This is a genomic window from uncultured Sphingomonas sp., from assembly GCF_937871615.1.
In the GTDB taxonomy this organism is placed as follows: Bacteria; Pseudomonadota; Alphaproteobacteria; order Sphingomonadales; family Sphingomonadaceae; genus Sphingomonas.
In genome coordinates this window covers 14762-32855 of sequence record NZ_CALMPA010000039.1, presented here as the reverse complement: position 1 = coordinate 32855, position 18094 = coordinate 14762, and the positions used below count along the sequence as shown (strand labels likewise).

Genomic DNA, 18094 nt, shown 5'->3' with positions numbered 1-18094 from the left:
ACGATTTCATTTTAACATATTGAATAACAACAAATTATTTGTTTGGCACGGCTGATGCAATTCCGAAATCGCAGCACGAAAGCGCTGTTCGGATTTTCGGAAGGAGGAAGCCATGAAGACCCTGTTCCTGATCGCCGCCACGTCGATCGCCGCCGCCATTGTCGCTGCTGTTCCGGCCGGCGCGCGCACCGTCGCGCAGCCGCCCGCCGCGCCGGCTACCATGCCGTCAACCACGCCGTCGCCATCGCCAAAGCAGCGCATCTGCGTCGTCGATACGATGATCGGCACGAACGTTCCGACGAAAGTGTGCCATACCCGCGCGCAATGGAGCAATCTGGGGATCGACCCGTTCGCCAAGTGACGGCGGGCAGGCGATCCGTGGCATCCTCGCCACGGGTCGCCTGCACCCGTTACAAATCCCGCGCGTAGATCTGATAGGCCTTGTTGACCTTGCTCTGGATCGCCTCGGCGATCGAATTCATTCCCTGATTGTCATCCAGCACCCAGCCGATCTCGGCGCGGGTGGCGCCATAATGCGCCACCGCGTCGCGACGGATGAACTCGATCATCATGAAGGCAAGCTGGCTGGCGAGGCGCGACGCCTGAAGCTCCTTCAGTACGCCCATCAACGGCACGCGCATCGTCCGCGCCTTGGGCTTGCGTAGCCACAGCAGCAATTTCGCCCAGCCGAACGGCAGCAGATTGCCCTTGAGCGGCTTGATCGCCTCGTTGAGATCAGGGAGCGTCATCATGAACGCCACCGGCCTGCCGTCCACCTCCGCGATGCGGATCAGATCGTTGTACACGATCGGCTTCAGCTTGACGCCGACATCCGCGATCTCGGGCGGGGTGAGCGGGACGAAGCCCCAATTGTCCGACCAGGCATCGTTGAGGATGGCGAGGATGATCGCGGCCTCCTCATCGAACTTCGTCTTGTCGACATTGCGGATGCGGATGCGCGGATTCTTCTCGCCGGAGGCGACGATGCGGTTGACGATCGGCGGAAAGCCGTCGGCGATCGGCAGGTCATACGTGAGCAATTGCTTCACGGGCCGATAGCGGGCGCGCTCCACCCAGCCCTGATATTCCGGCCTGGCGTGGCCCATCATTACCGTGGGCGGATGATCGAAGCCCTGGATCAGCAACCCCGGCTCCTCCCAGATCGACTGCGAGACCGGGCCGATCACACGGGTCGTGCCCTGTTCGCGCAGCCACGCCTCGGCGGCGGCGAGCAATGCGACGAAGATGTCCTCGCGCTCGGCCTCCATCAGCCCCCAGAAGCCGGTGCCGGGGCCAAAGCCCTGCTCGGGCGGCATTTCCAGCGCGAGCGTGTCGATATGCGCGGAGATGCGCCCGACCGCCCGGCCGCCTTCCTCGGCAAGGAAAAGCTGGGCCTTCGCATGGCTATACCAGCCGTTCTTCTCGGGCGTAATTAGCCCCAGCGCCTCGCCCTTAAGCGGCGGCACCCAGTTCGGATCGTCGCGATAGAGGTGGAAGGGGAAATCGACGAAGGCCTTGCGATCGCGCTTCGTCAGGACGGGGCGGATGGTGAGCGGGGATGCCATGGATCAAGCGCAATAATCACCCCGAGCGATCATGGCGAGTGACGTTTCCGTTATGATTGGGGCTGGAGGCGGCCTGTAAAGGCCACCGTCTCGCCACTATCTTGCGGCAATGGGCCAGATCATGACGACCATCACTTTTGAGCGGGATGCCACGGCGGCGGACGCGCCCCGCGCGCCGATCGCGGATGACCGCGCGATGCTGAAAGCCGCAGCGGACCTCACGCGCGATATCAACGCGCCGCGCGCCCGCGTCTATTGGGGCGATTTCCTAGGATCGGTGGCGCTTGGTTATGCCGGGCTGGTATCGGCGATCGCGCTCCACTCCACCGCGTGGACGATCGCCGCCGGGGTGATCGCGGTGCTGGCGCTCTATCGCGCGCTCAGCTTCATTCATGAGTTGACGCATGTGCGCCACGCCGCGCTGCCGGGTTTCCGCTTCGCCTATAATCTGTTCATCGGGGTGCCGATGCTGGTGCCGTCGTTCATGTATGAGGGCGTGCATAACCTGCATCACGCCCGCACCCGTTACGGCACGGTGGACGATCCCGAATATCTGCCGCTCGCGCTGATGAAGCCGTGGACCTTGCCGGCCTTCATCATCGTCGCCGCGCTGGCGCCGGTGGCGCTGATCTTTCGCTATGGTGTGTTGTCGCCGCTCTCGCTGGTGATCCCGCCGCTGCGCCGCGCCGTGGTGGAGCGTTATTCCGCGCTCACCATCAACCCGTCGTTCCGCCGCCGGATGCCGGAGGGCGAATTTCGTACCCAGTGGAACCGGATCGAGGCCGCCTGCGCGGTCTGGGCGGTGGCGCTGATCGTGCTGGTCGCAACGGGCACGCTGCCGCTGCGCGCGTTTGCGATCATGCTGGCGGTGGCATCGGGCGTTGCGGTGCTCAATCAGGTCCGCACGCTTGTCGCGCATCTGTGGGAGAATGAGGGCGAGGCGATGACCGTCACCGCGCAATATCTCGATTCGGTCAACGTGCCGCCGCCGGGCCTGCTGCCTGCGCTGTGGGCGCCGGTGGGCCTGCGCTATCATGCGCTGCATCACCTGTTGCCGGGGCTGCCCTATCACTCGCTGGGCGAGGCGCATCGGCGGCTGACGGCGGCGCTGGAGCCGGCGTCGCCCTATCACAACGCCAATTATCGCAGCCTGCCCTATCTGATCGGCAAGATCGCGCGTAGCACGATGCTGCCGCGCGGCTGAGCCTGAGCCGGGATCATTCCTCGGTGCGCAGCAGCACCGTCTCGCCGATGAACAGGAACAGCAGGAACGGCGCCCAGGCCGCGAGGAACGGCGGGTAGGCACCGAGATTGCCCATCGCCAGCGCGAAATTGTCCGCGACGAAATAGGCAAAGCCCAGCGCCATTCCGATCACCGCGCGGACGAACAATTTGCCCGATCGCGCGATGCCGAACGCCGCCACCGCGCCGAGCAGCGGCATCAGCACGGAGGAGAGCGGGCCGGACAATTTGTGCCACAGCGCGCCTTCCAGCGATTTGGTCGGGCGGCCCGCCGCGCCGAGATCGTCGATCGCCTCCTTCAGCGCGCGGAACGACAATTCGTCCGGATCGACCGAGGAAAGGGTGAACTGATCCGGCGTCACCCCGGTGGCGATTATGGTTTCGCCAAGCTGCGTCACCTTGCCGCTGGCGACATCGAAGCGTTGCGCCGGCCAGATCGCCCAGCCATCGCCCGAACGCTTGCCGAACCGCGCCGTGACGATGGCGCGCAATTCGCCGCCGTTGCGATCATAGACGGTGATGCCGCCGAGTTGCGCCGCAGCACCGCGCCCGCTGATCCGATCGACCTCGATCAGATCAGGCCCGGAACGCACCCAGACGTTCGTTCGATCCCCCCGATCGACCGGCATCGGCCCGTAATCGACCTTCTCCCATCGGTTGAGCGTCGCTGTCGCGCGCGGCACGACGCGATCGTTGAAGGCGAAGCTCAGCGCCGCGACACCGATGCTGGCGACGATCAGCGGCGCCAGCACCTGATGCGCGGACATGCCCGCGCCCTTCAGCGCGATCACCTCGCTGTTCTGGTTCATCGTAATCAGCGTGAGGATCGTGCCGAGCAGCACCGAGAACGGCAGGAAGCGCGCGATGATCTGCGGCACGCGCAGCGAGACATAATGCCACACCTGGGCATCGCCATTGCCCGGCACCGCGAGGATCTTGCCCGATTCCCCCAGCAAATCCAGCGCCTGGAGGACGAGGACCAGCCCGGCGAGAATGCCGAACGTCCGCACGAGGAACATCCGCCCCATGTAGATCGAGATGGTGCGCGACGGGAAAAACGAGGTCATGCCGGGGCTCCCGCGCGATGCCGCCGGCCCGGCAGGTGACGCACCACGGATTTCCATGCCTTGCCCGCCACGCGTTCGAGCGCGCCGATCGGCTGGCCGCCGGGGACGAAGGCGATCGTGCGATACATCCACAGCACCAGCGCGGCGAAGATCGCGAACGGCACCCATAGCGCGAAGAACGGATCAATCCGCCCGAAATGGCCGACCGAGGCGGCATATTGATTGACCTTGTGATAGGTCACGATGATTACGATCGACAGGAAAACTCCCAGCGCCGAAGTCGATCGCTTCGGGGGCACGCCCAGCGCCACCGCGAGCAGCGGCAGAAGGAACATCGAGGCCACTTCGGCGACGCGGAAATGGAATTCGGCGCGGCTGGCGTCGCGTTCCTGCTCGGTCTGCCCGTGGCGGCCGGTGCTGGCGAGTTCGGGCAATGTGGCCTCAAGGCTTTCGCCGCTGCGCACGCGGAACTGCTCGAATTTCGGCAGGTTGATCGGCAGATCGTGGCTGCTGAAGGTCAGTACGCGTGGGGTGCTGAAATCGCTGCGGTTGTGCACCAGCGTGCCGCTGGTCAGGCGCAGGATAATCACGTCCGGATCGTCGGTGGCGAGAAACTGGCCGCGCTGCGCCGTCACGCCGATCCAGTCGCCCTTCTGCGTCTGGGTGTGGACGAAGATGCCGGAAAGCTGGCGCCCGTCGTCGCGGCTCTGTTCGATGCGCAACGTGGTGCGATCGCCGAGATGGGTGAATTCGCCGACCTTGATCGACGCGCCGAGCGCGCCGGTGCGCAATTCGAAGCGCAGTTGCTCATAAGCGTAGCGCGCTTTCGGCTGGACATAGCCGACGATCGCCAGATTGAGCAGCGCAAGCCCCACCGCATACATATATGGCACGCGCAGCAGCCGACCGTAGCTCATCCCCACGCCGCGCATCACATCCAGTTCGGACGAGGTGGCGAGTCGGCGGAAGGCGAGGAGGATGCCCAGCATCAGCCCGATCGGAATGCCGAGGCCGAGATATTCCGGCAGCAGATTGGCGAGCATCCGCCACACCACCGAAACCGGCCCGCCCTCGGTCGCGACGAAATCGAACAGGCGCAACATGCGATCGAGCACCAGCAGCATCGCGGCGAGCACGAGCGTGGAGAACAGCGGCAGCGCGATCAGCCGGGCCATGTAGCGGTCGATCGATTTCATGGGCGGGTAACGGTCACTCGTCGCTGCTGGACTATCGGGGCGGTATAGGAGGCCGAACGCCGGGCGTCAGCCGAAATATCGGCCCCCGCGCCCATGGCGACTATTCCGCCGGAACGCCTGGGGCCGCAAGCGCGCGATCCGCGCTGGTCGCCGCGGAAATCGCGCGTTCGAGCGCGGCCAGCGTGAAGGGCTTGCGCAGCACATGGTGGCCACCGAATCCGCCCGTCTCCGCCAGTTCGCCGGCGTAGCCGGTAACGAACAGCACAGGAATATGGGCATGGCGCGCATCGAGCGCCGCGATCATCTCAGGCCCGGTGCGGGCGGGCATCAGCACGTCGGAGATGATGAGGCCGACGGTTTGATGCTTGGCAAGCACGCTCGGGGCAAGCAGCGGATCATCGCAGGGGATCGGATCATGCCCCAGTTCCTTGAGCGCGCCTACGGTCGCCGCAAGCACGCGGGGATCGTCCTCCACCACCAGCACCTCAAGCGCGGCTGTCACTGCCGCGGGCGCGCGCTGAATGGGCTGGGCGGGGGGTGTTGTGGCAAGGGCGCTCGCGTCGCGCGGAAAATAGAGCGTGATCGTCGTGCCCTGGCCGGGTGCCGAGGCGATCGCGATCGCGCCACGCTGTTGCCGGACAAAGGCGAATATCTGGCTGAGGCCAAGCCCCGTGCCCTTGCCGACCGGCTTGGTGGTGAAGAACGGCTCGAAGGCGCGCTCGGCTGTTTCAGGCGTCATGCCGCAGCCGGTGTCCGTAACCGCGATGGTGAGATAATCGCCCGGCGCGCATTCGCGCTCGCCTTCCGCCAGCGTCGCGGTGCCGGCGGCGATGGTCAGTGTGCCGCGCCCGTCCATCGCATCGCGCGCATTCACCGCGAGATTGACCAGGCTGTTTTCGAGCTGGACGCGATCGGCGCGCAGCCGCCATCCAGCGCTGCGATCGTGGATGGTGACGGTGATCGCGTCGCCCAGCGTCCGGTCGAGCAGTTCGGACATACCGCGCAGCAGATCGTCGACCGCCATCACCTCGGGATTGATCGCGGTTTCGCGGGCGAAGGTGAGCAACTGGCCGGTCAGCGCGGCGGCGCGCTTCGCGCCTTCCATCGCGCTGTCGATGTGGCGGCGGCTCTCCGCGTTCGCGCTGGCGTCGGCCAAGCCGCGCTGGGCAAGTTCAAGCCCGCCCATCACTACGGCAAGCATATTGTTGAAATCATGTGCGATGCCGCCGGTGAGCTGGCCCACCGCTTCCATTTTCTGCACCTGTCGCAGCCGGGCCTCCTGGTCGCGCAGTTCGGCGGTGGCGACCGCCACGGCGGCAGCGAACCCATCCGCCCGCTCGCGCTGGGCGGCGGCCTCTGCCTGCGCGACGCCGCGCTCGGTCAGTGCGCGCACGGTGAGCGCGCCGAGCGTGATCGCGCCGAGCAAGATGAGGATGCCGAAGGCGGACAATATCCGGGCGAGCTTCGCCGATCGCTCGATCGCCGCGCGCGTCTCTCGCGTGCGCTGATCGAGCAGATCGCGTTCGCTGCGGGTGATCTCCTCCAGCGCGCGGTTGATCGCCGCCAGCGACGGGGCTTCGCGCGCCCGATAATAGAGCGACAATGCCTGGCTGTTCTTGCCGTAATTGGTGTTGAGCGCGATCAGCGACAGTTCCTTGCCGCGCTCGTCATAGGCGCGGCGCAACTCGTCCATGCGCTTCGCCTGGCTGTCGTTCTGCCGGGTCAGCGTCCCCAGCCGGTCGATCTGCTTTCCGGCGAATTGCCAGTCGTCGTAATAGAGCCGACCGAGTTGCTTATCGCCGGAGATGACGAAGCGGCCGAGCGAGGCTTCGGATTGGGCGATGGTGCCCCCCAGCGTCCGCGCCAGCACCATGATGTCATAGCTGTGCGACTGGAGCCGGATCGCGCGATCGCGCTGGCGGTTCGCTTCGCCCAGCGTGACGATCAGGCCGAAAAGCACGGCGACGCCCAGCACGCCCATCACGGCCAGCATGACGGTGCGCAGCTTCGCTACCGATCCTTTCGGAATGGTTCCCCCGAGGTTCGCGCTCACCAGCGGATCACTATCAGACGATGCGGCGCTGGAAAAGCGCGCCCGGCGGATCGACCGACCGGGCGCACCGGGAATATCAGGCGATCGCCCCCGTCGCGCGGCCGGCGCCCTCGAACATCGCGATCACCCGCGCGATCTGCTCGCTCGTATGCTCCGCGCAGACGGAGCAGCGCAGCAGGAACGTCCCGGCGGGGGTGGCGGGCGGGCGCGCGACGTTGACGTAAAGCCCCGCCTCCAGCAGCGCGTGCCACATCGCCACCGCCTGTTCCTGATCGTCGAGCAGTACCGCGACCACGGCGGATTGCGGCTCCTCCGTCGGCAGGCGGAAGCCAAGACGCTGCAGCCCGCCGTGCAATTGCCGCGTGTTTTCCCACAGATGCGCGCGCTTGTTGTGCGCGTGCATCAGCTTGCGGATCGAGACGGCGGCGCTCGCCATCACTGCCGGGGGCAGGCTGGCGGTGAAGATATACGGGCGGCAGACGAAGCGCAGGATATCGAATTTCGGATGGTTCGAAACGCAGAAGCCGCCGACCGTGCCGACCGACTTGGAGAAGGTGCCGATCACGAAATCGACCTGATCCTCCAGCCCCTGTTCCTCGTAAACCCCGCGCCCGTGCGCGCCGAAGAAGCCCATCGAATGCGCCTCGTCGACCAGCACCATCGCGCCATGCTTCCTGGCGACGGCGACCATTTCCTTAAGCGGCGCGACATCGCCGAGCATCGAATAGACGCCTTCGAGCACGACGAGCTTGCCCGGCTCCTTCGGCAGGCGCCCCAGCCGCTTGTCGAGATCCTCGACCGAATTATGACGGAAGCGCACCACCTCCGCATTGCCCATCGCGCAGCCATCGTAGATCGAGGCATGGCTGTCGGCATCGAGGATGATATATTCGCCCTTGCCGGCGATCGCGGAAATCACGCCGAGATTGGCCTGATAGCCGGTGGAGAAGACGATCGCGCCGGACATGCCGTAGAATTCGCGCAGTGCCTGTTCCACCTCCATATGATCGTGGAAGGTGCCGTTGAGCGCGCGGCTGCCGTTGGTGCCGGTGCCGAATTTGTCGAACGCTTCCTTGCCCGCGGCGATCACGTCCGGATCGAACGTCATCCCCATATAATTATACGTGCCGAGCAGGATCGTCTCGCGGCCCTTGATTACCGCGACGGTGGGGGATTTCACCTCCTCCATCACGATGCCGAACGGATCGCGCAGGCCGGATGACAGCAGCGCCTCCCGTTCCGCGATCAGCGGATTGAACTTGTCGAACAGGTCTCTTTCGGCGGCGATCGGCGCGCCTGCCGGGGAAACGTCGGATTGCAATCCGCTATCGCTCATCTCAGGCCTTCAGCTTGGCAACGGCGTCGGCGAGCTGGCCGACCGTCTCGATTTCCGCCTGCATGTTCATCGTGATGATGATGTCGAATTCGTCTTCGATCGCGGCGACGAAATCCATCACCGTCAGGCTGTCCCATTCCAGATCGCCCTGAAATGTGGTCGCATCGGTGATCGCGATGCCCTTCTTGTTGAAAGCTTCGATCTGCGCCTTGATGGCGGTGAGGATGGTATCGCGGTCGCTCATGTCCCGGCCTTTAATCGGTCAGGCTCGGCCTTGCCAAGCGATTGCGGCGGAAGCTTGGCCCAATCGCGTCGGGCACGCGATTATGGCCGGGTCGACGGGCCTGTCCGCGTGCGGGATCAGACAGGCCCGTTGATGAAGGCATCCTTGATCGAACACGCCGCCGGCCCGAGAATGACGACGAACAGCACCGGCAGGATGAACAGGATCAGCGGCACCGTCATGATCGCGGGCAGGCGGGCGGCCTTTTCCTCCGCGCGCATCATGCGCTGGTTGCGGAATTCCGCGGACAGCACGCGCAATGCGGAGGCGAGGGGGGTGCCGTATTTCTCGGTCTGGATCATCGTGGTGACGATGCCCTTCACCTCATCCAGCGCGATGCGGTTCGCGAAGTTCTCGAACGCCTGGCGCCGATCGGTGAGAAAGCCCAGTTCGATCGCGGTCAGCGCGCATTCGTCGCCCAGTTCGGGATAGGCCTTGCCCAGTTCCTTCGCGACCCGGTGGAAGGCTGCGTCGACCGTCAGCCCCGCCTCGGCGCAGATCACCAGCAGATCGAGCGCGTCGGGCAGGCCCTTGCGGATCGCCGCCGAACGCTTGGTGATCTTGTTTTGCAGGAAGATATCCGGCGCTTTGTAGCTGAAGATGAACGTGGCCGCGACCAGCCCGTAGCGCTTGAGCGGGGTCCAGTCGGCGAAACTGTTGGTGCCGTAAACGATGAACAGGATGATGCCGCCAAGCACGATCGGCAGCACCAGCCGACCGAAGATCACGCCGACCGCCCATTCCTTCGAACGGATGCCAGCCTGAAGCAGCTTGCGCTGCGCTTCCTTCAACTGGCTATCCTGCAACACTTGGAGCGAGGCGAGGAGGGTGCGAATGCGATCCGCCCCTTCGCTGCGGCGCACCAGCTTCGCGCGGCGCTTGCCGGTGGACGCGGTGATGCCGGCCTTCAGCTGTTCGCGGCGCTCGTTCAGCGCCTTGACGCGACGGGCCATCGGATCGTGCACGCTGAGCGCCGCGTAGATCGCGACCAGCACGGCGAATGTCGCAATGCCCGACAGGATCGTCGCGGCGAGATAGACATCGACCCCAAGCAGTGTCGGATTCTGTACCGTTTCCATCGCGTCAGATCTCGAAGTTTATCATCTTGGCCATGATGAACGCGCCGATGCTCATCCACACCATCGCACCGCCGCCTGCGACCATTAGCCGCTGATCGACGAAGAAGGTCTGCATATAGGCGCCGTTGATGAACCAGATGAGGATGAACACGATGAACGGCAGCGCGCCGATGATATAGGCCGATGCCTTGGATTCCGAGGACATGGCCTTGATCTTCAGCTTCATCTGGCCGCGCTGACGCAGCACCGTCGCGAGATTCTGCAAGGTTTCGGCGAGGTTGCCGCCGGTTTCGCGCTGGATCGCGATGGTGATGCAGAAGAACTGGAATTCGGGCGTGTTGATCCGGTCTGCGGTTTCCTGCAACGCCACTTCCATCGAACGGCCGATCTTCATCTTGTCCGAAACGGTGCGGAATTCCTCGCCGACGGGGCCGGGAACCTCGCTTCCGACGACGGACATGGTTTCGGTGATCGGCAGGCCCGAGCGCAGGCCGCGCACGAGCAGTTCGATCGCATCGGGGAATTTCGCGTTGAACTGCGCGAGCCGGCGCTTGATGAAATAGCCGACGATATAATGCGGTATCCCCGCGCCAAAGCCCAGCCCGACCAGCAGCGAAAGCAGCAGCGGAAGCCCCTTCAGCGAAAGCAGGAGCGTGATGACCGCGGTGATGCCGAGCGTGGCGATGCCATATTGGCCGAGCGTCCAGCTCTTGCCGGAACGGTGCAGGCGCTTTTTCAGCTCGGCGGGCTTCGGCAGGAAGCGCATCGCCGCCTTGTCCGCCTTGGTGGCGTTCTTGCCGGTGATGCTGCGCATCTGCGCCTCGACCGCGAGCGCGGGAGAGGTGGAGTGGCGCTCGCGCAGCGCGCTCAGCCGGCGCCCGCTGGCCCGCGCCGTGGAGGGGCCGGCGAAGGCGAACGCGATCATCCCCATCACGCACAGCGCGCCCAGTGCAAGCATCGCAATCGGCATCAACGGCATCGCGCCCTCACTTATCCTGGACGGCGACCGCGCGCGGGAAGGCGCGCGGTCGCGATCACTTCGCTTTCGCTCCGGCCTGCTTCTTGGGCAGGAGGGATTTCAGATCGGTGAATCGCTCCATCAGCGATCCGCCCTTCGTGCCCTTGTCCGGGGTGTTCTTCTCCCCTTCGGCATCGCCCGCCGCACAGAGACGGGTGGCGAGTTGGGCGAGGGGCACGATCGTCTTGGAGCCCTTGCCGGCCTCGGCAAGCGGCTTGCCCAGCTTGGCGGCCTGCGCCGCGAGCTTCTGATCGAACGGAACGACGAAGTCGATCTTGCGCTCGATCGAGCCTTCGAAATCCTTGCGCGAGATTTCGAGCTGCTGCCCCGGATGCACGCGATTGGCGACCAGCATCACCGACATGTGCGGCGCATTGGATTTCAGCCATGGAAGGATACGGATCGTATCGCGCGCCGCCGCCAGCGTCAGCTCGGTAACGATCACCGCGCATTGCATGTCGCTGACCAGATGCGGATGGGCGACGAGCATGTTGCGCGGCAGATCGACCACGGTGCATTCGAACGCGGCGCGCATCTCCTCCTGCAACTGGAAGAAGGCGGAGCCATCGGTGACGATCGGCGAACTGATCGGGGCCTCCGCCGACAGGACGGAAAGCTTGTCCGAGGCGCGGATCATGGCGCGTTCGATGAACAGGCCGTCGATGCGGCTGGGGTTCTCGATCGCGTCGGTGAGGCCGCGTCCCGGCTCCAGATCGAGCGCGAGCGCGCCGGTGCCGAAATGCACGTCGAGATCGAGCATCGCGGTGGTGCGCTGCTGTTTCTCGCTCATCAGCCAGGCGAGCGAAGTTGCGATGGTCGAGGCGCCGGTGCCGCCGCGTGTGCCGATTACCGCCACGGCATGATGCGGGCGATCGACGGCGCCGCCTTCGACGGCCTTTGGCGCGTTGAGCATCGCCTGAGCATGGCTGAAGGCCTCGCGCAGCGCGTCCGGGCTGATCGGTTTCAGCAGATAATCCTGGATGCCGCTTGCCACGAGATCGCGATACAGCCGCACATCGTTGATCTGGCCCGCCGCGATCACGACGGTTCCCGGCTCGCAGACCTCCGCCAGCGAATTGATGTCGCTCAATGGATCGCCGGATTCCGCGAGATCGACGAACAGTATCTGCGGACTAGCCGAAACGGACAGCGACTGGACCGCGTTGCGCAGCCCGCCCTTGTTCACCTTGTCCGTCGACCAGCCCATTTCGGTGGCGACGGGGCGGATCGCCTCCGCCGTCGTTTCATCGCAGACGAAGGCGACGAACGGTTCGCGATGCGCCACGCCGGCGGGCTTCCATGGGGCATTCATCTTACTTGCTCCCGGCTTTTTCGGTTTTCAGCGTCGTGCCGCCGTTTCCGGTCGGCTTCGCCTGGCGATATTCGGTGATCGCGCGCGTGCCGGTCGCCGCGTCATAGACCTGCGTGCCCGGCTCCCCGCGCACCAGATCGAGCGGATTGGCGACCATCGCGGCAAGGTTCGAGTTGATCGCGCACCCCTGGTTGGACGAGGTGTTGCTCTCGAACTCGGGCTGGCGCGTGCGCGAGAAATCAGGGCAATTGGGAACGCGCGCGCGCGTGCGGCTGACCACCACGCGCAACGTGCCGGGAACGACGGGGGCGCCGGTGATCGCGGCGCTCTCCCCGACGAGCAGGCCGAAGCGCGCCGCCGAACGCGTCACCGCGTTGCGCGCCGCCGGGCTGACCCCGGCGGGATCGTCGATCGCCACGCTGTCGCCGTAGCCGAGGCGGAGCGAATTCATCCAGCCGGCAAGCCGCTGTTCCTCGCCGGGCGCCAGCCCGCCGGGGGCGGTGGCAACGTCGAAGCTGTAATCGGTGCGGCTGACCACCGGCTGGTGGACGGATTCGAGCCCGCGATTCTTGGTGCCGCTGCAACCGCCAAGAACGATGGCGGGCAGAACGGCGAGGAGCAGGGTGCGCTTGACCATGTTCATGTCCTCGGGTTGGCGGGTCAATTGATCGAGAAGCCGGGGGCCGGGGCGACGGCGGCGGGCGCCGCCTTGCCCTTGGGCTTGATCGCGGCCTTGCGATCCGCGTCGTCACGACGTGGTTCGGGCGTGGGGATCGGGGCGACCGGCGCGGCTGCGCCGACGGCGGGCTGGGCGGGCGGCCCGGCCTCCATCGACGGCTTCGGGCGCGCGCCGCCGCTCGTCCCGCCGCCAAGCTGGCCGAACAGGATACGATCGAGATCGGTCGGCGCCTTGTAGCCGTCGGTCGGCAGCACGATGTCGTTCGCGTTGACCGGCTTCACCAGATAGGGCGTGATGACGATCACCAGCTCGGTTTCGTTGCGCTGGAACCCGTTGGAGCGGAACAGCGCGCCGAGGATCGGCAGATCGCCGACGCCGGGGGTCTTGTCGATCGAGTTGTTGTGCGTGTTCTGCAACAGGCCCGCGATCATGAAGCTCTGGCCGGAGCCAAGCTCCACCGTGGTTTCCGCGCGCCGCGTGGTGATCGCCGGGATCGACGTGCCCTGGAAGGTAACCGCGCCGTCGGACGAAAGCTGCGATACCTCGGGGCGCACGCGCAGGCTGATCCGCCCGTCCGCCAACACCGTGGGGGTGTAGGCGAGGCTGACGCCATATTGCTTATATTCGATCGACACCGCGCCAAGCCCCTGCGCGATCGGGATCGGGATTTCGCCGCCCGCGAGGAACGTGCCGGTCTCGCCGGAAAGCGCGGTGAGGTTGGGATTGGCGAGGCTCGTCACCTGGCCGAGCCGCTCGCCGAGATCGAGCGCCTGAAGCACGTCCAGCCCGAACAATCGGCCCGCGAGGCCAAGCGTGGTGCGATCCGTGGTGCTTTGCGTGAACGTATATTGCGTGCCGGTGGCGAACAGCCCGGTTCGCGGATCGAATGGCTGCGGCGGGATGGTGCCGGGAGGAAAGCCGAACCGGGTCGAAGGATCGACAAGCGGCAGGCCGGCTGTATTCGTGCTGCTGCCGGTGATCGTGCCGGGATTTCGCCCGGATGCCACGCCGAACGTGAACCCGCCGGAGGTGTCGCGCGTCAGGATGTTCGAGCCGATATTCTTGACGAAGCTGCGGCTCACCTCGGCGAAGCGCACCTGAAGGTTCACCTGCAACGGGGTCGCGGTGCGCAAGCGGCTGATTACCTTCGTGCCTTCACCCACGAAGGCGGTGACGAGGCGTTCGGCCTCCGCGCCGTCATCGGGCTGCGCGACGGTGCCGGTCAACAGCACCACGCCGTTCATCGTCGTCGCGGTGATCGCGGCCTCGGGCATCGCCAGCTTGAGCATCTGGCCGATCGAGTCGAAATTGTTGCCGACGCGAACCGTGGTCGAATAGACGACCTGGCCGGTCTTCGACGTGGCCGAGACAGTCGTTTCGCCCGCCTTCTTGCCGAAGATATAAAGCTGCGTGGGCGAACGCACCTGCACATCCGCGATGTCCGAATTGGCGACGAACAGATCGCTCATCGGGCGGGCCAGCGTTATCAGCCGGCCACGATTGGTGGCGAGCTGGACGATGGGCGCGTTTGCGGCGGGCGCGGACTGGGCGGGCGCCGCAGCCGGGGTCGCGACGACCGCGGCGGAGGCAAGGGCGGCGGCGAGCGGCACCCCGATCGGCGTTGAGCGAATGCGCATCATTTCTTCCCCCCGACCGGAACGTCGGTCACCGTGTTGCCGCGCGCGATGCGCACGACGGGGCCGATCGCCAGCGCCCCTCCTGGAATTGCCCCCCCGGCGCCCGGATCGGCGGGTGAGCTGTTATCCTGCGCCTTGCCGGGCACGGTGCGGCGCTGGAAGCGCGAGACATCCGCGCCGACCGAGAAGGTCGAATTGCCGTTCTGCGGCTGGCTGGCGAGTTGCACCATCAGCGCCTTTTCCGCCTTCGGATCGCCGTTGACGGGGAGTTTCACCGCGCCCGAGGCGATCGCCTGATCCAGTTCCGCCTGATTGTCCGCGATCGAGCGCAGCGACAGGGAGAGCGAACCGAGCGTCTGCGCCACCGCGATCTCCTCGGCGATCTTGGGCGTCGCCTCGATCGTCACGGTGGAGAAGGTGTGAACCACGGTGTTGCCCTTTTCGTCCTTCTCGTCGGACGTGCGCTGATCGGTCGCCAGCACGCGCAGGTTGCGCATGATCGTTTCCGAGGTCTTGAGCGGGGGGCCGTCACCGCCGCCGGCCACGGTCTGCGTCAGCAGCAGGTCGATGCGGTCGCCCGGAAAGATGAAGCCCGCGACCGACGACTGGGTGGAGACGGGCACGGTCACCGCGCGCATCCCCGGCCCGAGCGCGGCGGCGAGGAAGCCGCGGTCGCCCGGCTTGACCAGCGCGCCCTGGGTGATCGGCTGGCCGGCGGTGATCGCATTGCGCACCACCGTGCCGACGACATTCTTCATGTCGAAGCCGGTGCCCTCCTGGAAATAGGCGCCCTCCACCAGTTCCTTCGGCCACGGCTGGAATTTCACCGCCGCTGGATCAATGATCGTGCCGACCGGCAGCGCGCGCGTGGCGACCAGCACCTTGGGGCCGTCGATAGCGGCGGGGGCGCCAGCCATCGCGTTCGCCTGCGGCGCTGCGCTTCCCGCGATCAGCGTTCGCGCGAAGAATGCGGTGATGGCAGCGACGAATAGCGCGCCGACCAGCAATACAACCTTCCGAGTGTCCATGACTCAACGTGCCTTTCAAGCGTTCGGCGGTCCGAGGTATTCCCGGCTATGATTACGCAAACTGGTTAAGAACAGGTTGGTGAAGAACGGCGAGTGCCGCGAAGACGATCGCGACACCGTAGGGGACTTCCAGCGTTCGCCCGTTTTTCCTGATGCGGTGATCGGCGAGCATGATGAGCGTGAGCGCGCCGCCGGCGAGCGACATCACGATCAGCATCTGCATCAGCGGCACGAGCGGCAGCCACAGCGCCAGCGCGCCGATCAGCTTCACATCGCCGCCGCCCATCTGGCCGAAATGAAACGCGACGCAGAACAGCGCGAACACCGCCAGCGCCACGCCCAGTTGCGTCGCCATCCCTGGCCAGGCCGGCAGCCCGGTCGCCACCCACCACAGCGGCGCGAGCAGCGCGATTCCGCCGGTCTTCCAATTGGCGATCTCACGGGTGCGCACATCCTCCACGCCCGCCGACAGCAGCAGCAGCACGAGGATCGCGGGGAGCAGCCAGTGGAGAATGGTCCAGTCCATCCCGACACGCACTAGACGGAATGGCTTTCCAAACCGTAACCATGCCCGATGACCATCGTATCGCCCATCCGCCGCACAATTCCGGCCGGCGCCTCGATTTCCCATTGGGCGGCGCCTGACGGCTGGTCGATCCGCCGCTTCGACTGGCCGGCGGAAGGGGCGGCGCGTGGCGCGATCCTGTTTCAGGGCGGGCGCGGCGACGTGTTCGAAAAGTATCTGGAAACATTCGCCCACTGGCATGACGCGGGCTGGACGATCGCTTCGTTCGACTGGCGCGGGCAGGGCGGATCGGGGCGGCTGTCGCCCGATCAACATGTTGGCCATGCAAGCGATTTCGCGCCGTGGATCGCCGATCTCGCCGCCTTCTGGCAAGCATGGGACGTGCCCGGCCCGCGCGTCGTCATGGGCCATTCGATGGGCGGCTATCTCGTGCTGCGCGCGCTGGTGGAACGCGCGGTGGACCCGGCGGCGGTGGTGCTTGTCGCGCCGATGCTGGGGCTGCGCGCGCCCGTTGGCCCGTGGCTGGGCGAGCAGGTCGCGCGGCTGATGTGCCGGCTCGGCAACCCGGCGCGCGCGGCGTGGAAGGGGCATGAGCGGCCCGGCGCGCGACTCGACCGGCAGAAGCTGCTTACCCATGATGCCGGGCGCTATGACGATGAGGGTTTCTGGTACGAACAGAAGCCTGAAATCCAGCTCGGGCCGCCGAGCTGGGCGTGGCTGGCGCAGGCCTTCGCCGGCACGCGCGCGCTCGCATCCGATCCGCGGCTCGCGGCGCTCGCCACGCCGGTGATGATGCTGGTCGCGGAGGCCGATGCATTGGTCGATCCGCGCGCGGCGCTCAGCATCGCCGATCGGCTGCCGGCGGCGGAGGTGGCGCGTTTCGGCCCCGAATCGGCGCATGAAATATTGCGCGAGGCCGATCCCGTGCGCGATCGCGCGCTTGCGGCGATCGACGCTTTCCTCGCATCGCACGCGCGATGAGCTACGATATCGCGATCATCGGCGCCGGGATCGCCGGCGCCACCCTTGCTGCCGCGATCGGGGATCGCGCGCGGGTGCTGATCCTCGAGGCGGAGGACGTCGCGGGTTATCACGCCACGGGGCGTTCGGCGGCCTTCTGGTCCGAAACCTATGGCGGGCCGGGGATACAGCCGCTGACCACGCTGTCCGGGCCGATCCTGCAGGCGGGCGGCTTCCTTCAGCCGCTGGGATCGCTGCATATCGGACGGTCGGGTGACGCGACCCTCGCCGATGCGTTTCTGGCGGAGTTCGCCGGTTCCGGCGTGGCGCTGGAGCGGGTGGACCCCGCCGCGCATATCCCCGGCCTGCGCGCGGGCTGGACCGTCGGGGTATATGAGCCGAGTTGCGCCTATATCGACGTTGCCGCGCTTCACGCCGATGCGCTGGCGAACGCGCGGCGGGCCGGCGCGACGTTGAAGCTTGGTTGCGCGCTGAAATCCGCGCGGCGGGAAAATGGGCGGTGGCGGATCGAGACGACCAGCGGCCCGCACGAGGCCGCCGTGCTCGTGAACGCGGCGGGCGCATGGGTGGACAAGGTGGCGCTGGCCGCGGGGGCGGCGCCGATCGGCATCCAGCCCTATCGCCGCACGCTGGCGCAGTTACGCACCGATCCCGCGGTGCCCGCCGGGATACCGCATGTCGCGCATCTCGACGGCTCATTCTATTTCAAGCCGGAAGCAGGCGGGCGGCTGTGGCTTTCGCCGCATGACGAAACCCCGGTCGAGCCGTGCGATGTCCAGCCCGAGGAACTCGATGTCGCGATCGCGATCGATCGGATGGAGCAGGCGGTCGACTGGCGGGTGTTGCAGGTGGAGCGGAAATGGGCGGGCTTGCGCAGCTTCGCGCCGGATCGGCTGCCGGTTTACGGCTTCGCCCACGATATCCCCGGCTTCTTCTGGTTCGCGGGGCAGGGCGGTTTCGGCATCCAGACCGCGCCCGCCGCCGCGCGGATCGGCGCGGCGCTCCTGCTGGGCGATACGCCGCCTCCGGGCATTGATATCGCCCGCTATACGCCCGCGCGTTTCGTCGATAAGCTCACCCCGCCCAACTAGA

General features: G+C 66.1%; 17 protein-coding genes. 4 read left to right on the top strand and 13 right to left on the bottom strand.

Translation table 11 applies throughout. The features are described from left to right. Nucleotides 1–112 precede the first annotated feature (112 nt). Nucleotides 113–361: a hypothetical protein gene (locus Q0316_RS10150; protein WP_298671877.1), complete on the top strand. Its 249-nt coding sequence runs from the start codon at nucleotides 113–115 to the stop codon at nucleotides 359–361. 49 nt (nucleotides 362–410) lie between these two features. Here the strand turns inward: Q0316_RS10150 and Q0316_RS10145 are convergent, their stop codons facing one another. After that, nucleotides 411–1565 carry an N-acetyltransferase gene (locus tag Q0316_RS10145; protein ID WP_298671875.1) on the bottom strand — a complete coding sequence of 385 codons (1155 nt, stop codon included), beginning with the start codon at nucleotides 1563–1565 and terminating at the stop codon, nucleotides 411–413. Between the two features lie 121 nt (nucleotides 1566–1686). Between Q0316_RS10145 and Q0316_RS10140 the strand changes: the two genes are divergently transcribed. Beyond that, the gene (locus Q0316_RS10140; RefSeq protein WP_298671873.1) at nucleotides 1687–2769 is read left to right on the top strand and encodes a fatty acid desaturase; all 1083 of its coding nucleotides are present in this window, start codon (nucleotides 1687–1689) and stop codon (nucleotides 2767–2769) included. Between the two features lie 13 nt (nucleotides 2770–2782). Here Q0316_RS10140 and lptG read toward each other — a convergent pair whose 3' ends face one another. The 12 genes from lptG to Q0316_RS10080 all read right to left on the bottom strand — a co-directional run bounded on the left by lptG (nucleotide 2783) and on the right by Q0316_RS10080 (nucleotide 16021). Then, a complete protein-coding gene (gene lptG, locus Q0316_RS10135; RefSeq protein ID WP_298671871.1) occupies nucleotides 2783–3874 on the bottom strand; it encodes an LPS export ABC transporter permease LptG in 1092 nt (363 codons plus the stop codon). After that, nucleotides 3871–5070, bottom strand: coding sequence for an LPS export ABC transporter permease LptF (lptF, locus tag Q0316_RS10130; RefSeq protein ID WP_298671868.1), 1200 nt, complete (start codon nucleotides 5068–5070; stop codon nucleotides 3871–3873). The genes lptG and lptF overlap by 4 nt, the downstream gene beginning before the upstream one ends. A 100-nt stretch (nucleotides 5071–5170) precedes the next feature. After that, nucleotides 5171–7123 carry an ATP-binding protein gene (locus tag Q0316_RS10125; RefSeq protein ID WP_367179684.1) on the bottom strand — a complete coding sequence of 651 codons (1953 nt, stop codon included), beginning with the start codon at nucleotides 7121–7123 and terminating at the stop codon, nucleotides 5171–5173. A gap of 76 nt (nucleotides 7124–7199) precedes the next feature. Next, nucleotides 7200–8459, bottom strand: a complete 1260-nt coding sequence (locus tag Q0316_RS10120; RefSeq protein WP_298671867.1) for an aminotransferase class I/II-fold pyridoxal phosphate-dependent enzyme — start codon at nucleotides 8457–8459, stop codon at nucleotides 7200–7202. 1 nt (nucleotide 8460) lies between these two features. Beyond that, the gene (locus Q0316_RS10115) at nucleotides 8461–8703 is read right to left on the bottom strand and encodes an acyl carrier protein (RefSeq protein WP_298671864.1); all 243 of its coding nucleotides are present in this window, start codon (nucleotides 8701–8703) and stop codon (nucleotides 8461–8463) included. A gap of 116 nt (nucleotides 8704–8819) precedes the next feature. Continuing rightward, nucleotides 8820–9821, bottom strand: a complete 1002-nt coding sequence (locus tag Q0316_RS10110) for a type II secretion system F family protein (RefSeq protein WP_298671863.1) — start codon at nucleotides 9819–9821, stop codon at nucleotides 8820–8822. A gap of 4 nt (nucleotides 9822–9825) precedes the next feature. Then, complete coding sequence (locus tag Q0316_RS10105; protein ID WP_298671861.1) at nucleotides 9826–10800, bottom strand: type II secretion system F family protein; 975 nt, start codon at nucleotides 10798–10800, stop codon at nucleotides 9826–9828. A gap of 55 nt (nucleotides 10801–10855) precedes the next feature. Beyond that, a complete protein-coding gene (locus tag Q0316_RS10100) occupies nucleotides 10856–12151 on the bottom strand; it encodes a pilus assembly protein CpaE (protein WP_298671859.1) in 1296 nt (431 codons plus the stop codon). Between the two features lies 1 nt (nucleotide 12152). Next, a complete protein-coding gene (locus tag Q0316_RS10095; RefSeq protein ID WP_298671857.1) occupies nucleotides 12153–12794 on the bottom strand; it encodes a CpaD family pilus assembly protein in 642 nt (213 codons plus the stop codon). 17 nt (nucleotides 12795–12811) lie between these two features. Further along, entirely contained in the window at nucleotides 12812–14467 is a 1656-nt protein-coding gene (locus tag Q0316_RS10090; protein ID WP_298671855.1) for a type II and III secretion system protein family protein, read from the bottom strand. After that, nucleotides 14467–15495: a Flp pilus assembly protein CpaB gene (gene cpaB, locus Q0316_RS10085; RefSeq protein WP_298671852.1), complete on the bottom strand. Its 1029-nt coding sequence runs from the start codon at nucleotides 15493–15495 to the stop codon at nucleotides 14467–14469. The genes Q0316_RS10090 and cpaB overlap by 1 nt, the downstream gene beginning before the upstream one ends. A 52-nt stretch (nucleotides 15496–15547) precedes the next feature. Next, nucleotides 15548–16021: a prepilin peptidase gene (locus Q0316_RS10080; RefSeq protein ID WP_298671850.1), complete on the bottom strand. Its 474-nt coding sequence runs from the start codon at nucleotides 16019–16021 to the stop codon at nucleotides 15548–15550. A 48-nt stretch (nucleotides 16022–16069) separates the two neighbouring features. On the opposite strand from Q0316_RS10080, the gene Q0316_RS10075 reads away from it, so the two are divergent. Both Q0316_RS10075 and Q0316_RS10070 read left to right on the top strand, forming a co-directional pair. Further along, a complete protein-coding gene (locus tag Q0316_RS10075) occupies nucleotides 16070–17002 on the top strand; it encodes an alpha/beta fold hydrolase (protein WP_298671848.1) in 933 nt (310 codons plus the stop codon). After that, the gene (locus tag Q0316_RS10070) at nucleotides 16999–18093 is read left to right on the top strand and encodes an FAD-binding oxidoreductase (RefSeq protein ID WP_298671846.1); all 1095 of its coding nucleotides are present in this window, start codon (nucleotides 16999–17001) and stop codon (nucleotides 18091–18093) included. Before Q0316_RS10075 ends, Q0316_RS10070 begins: the two co-directional genes overlap by 4 nt. The last annotated feature ends 1 nt before the right edge of the window (nucleotide 18094 follow it).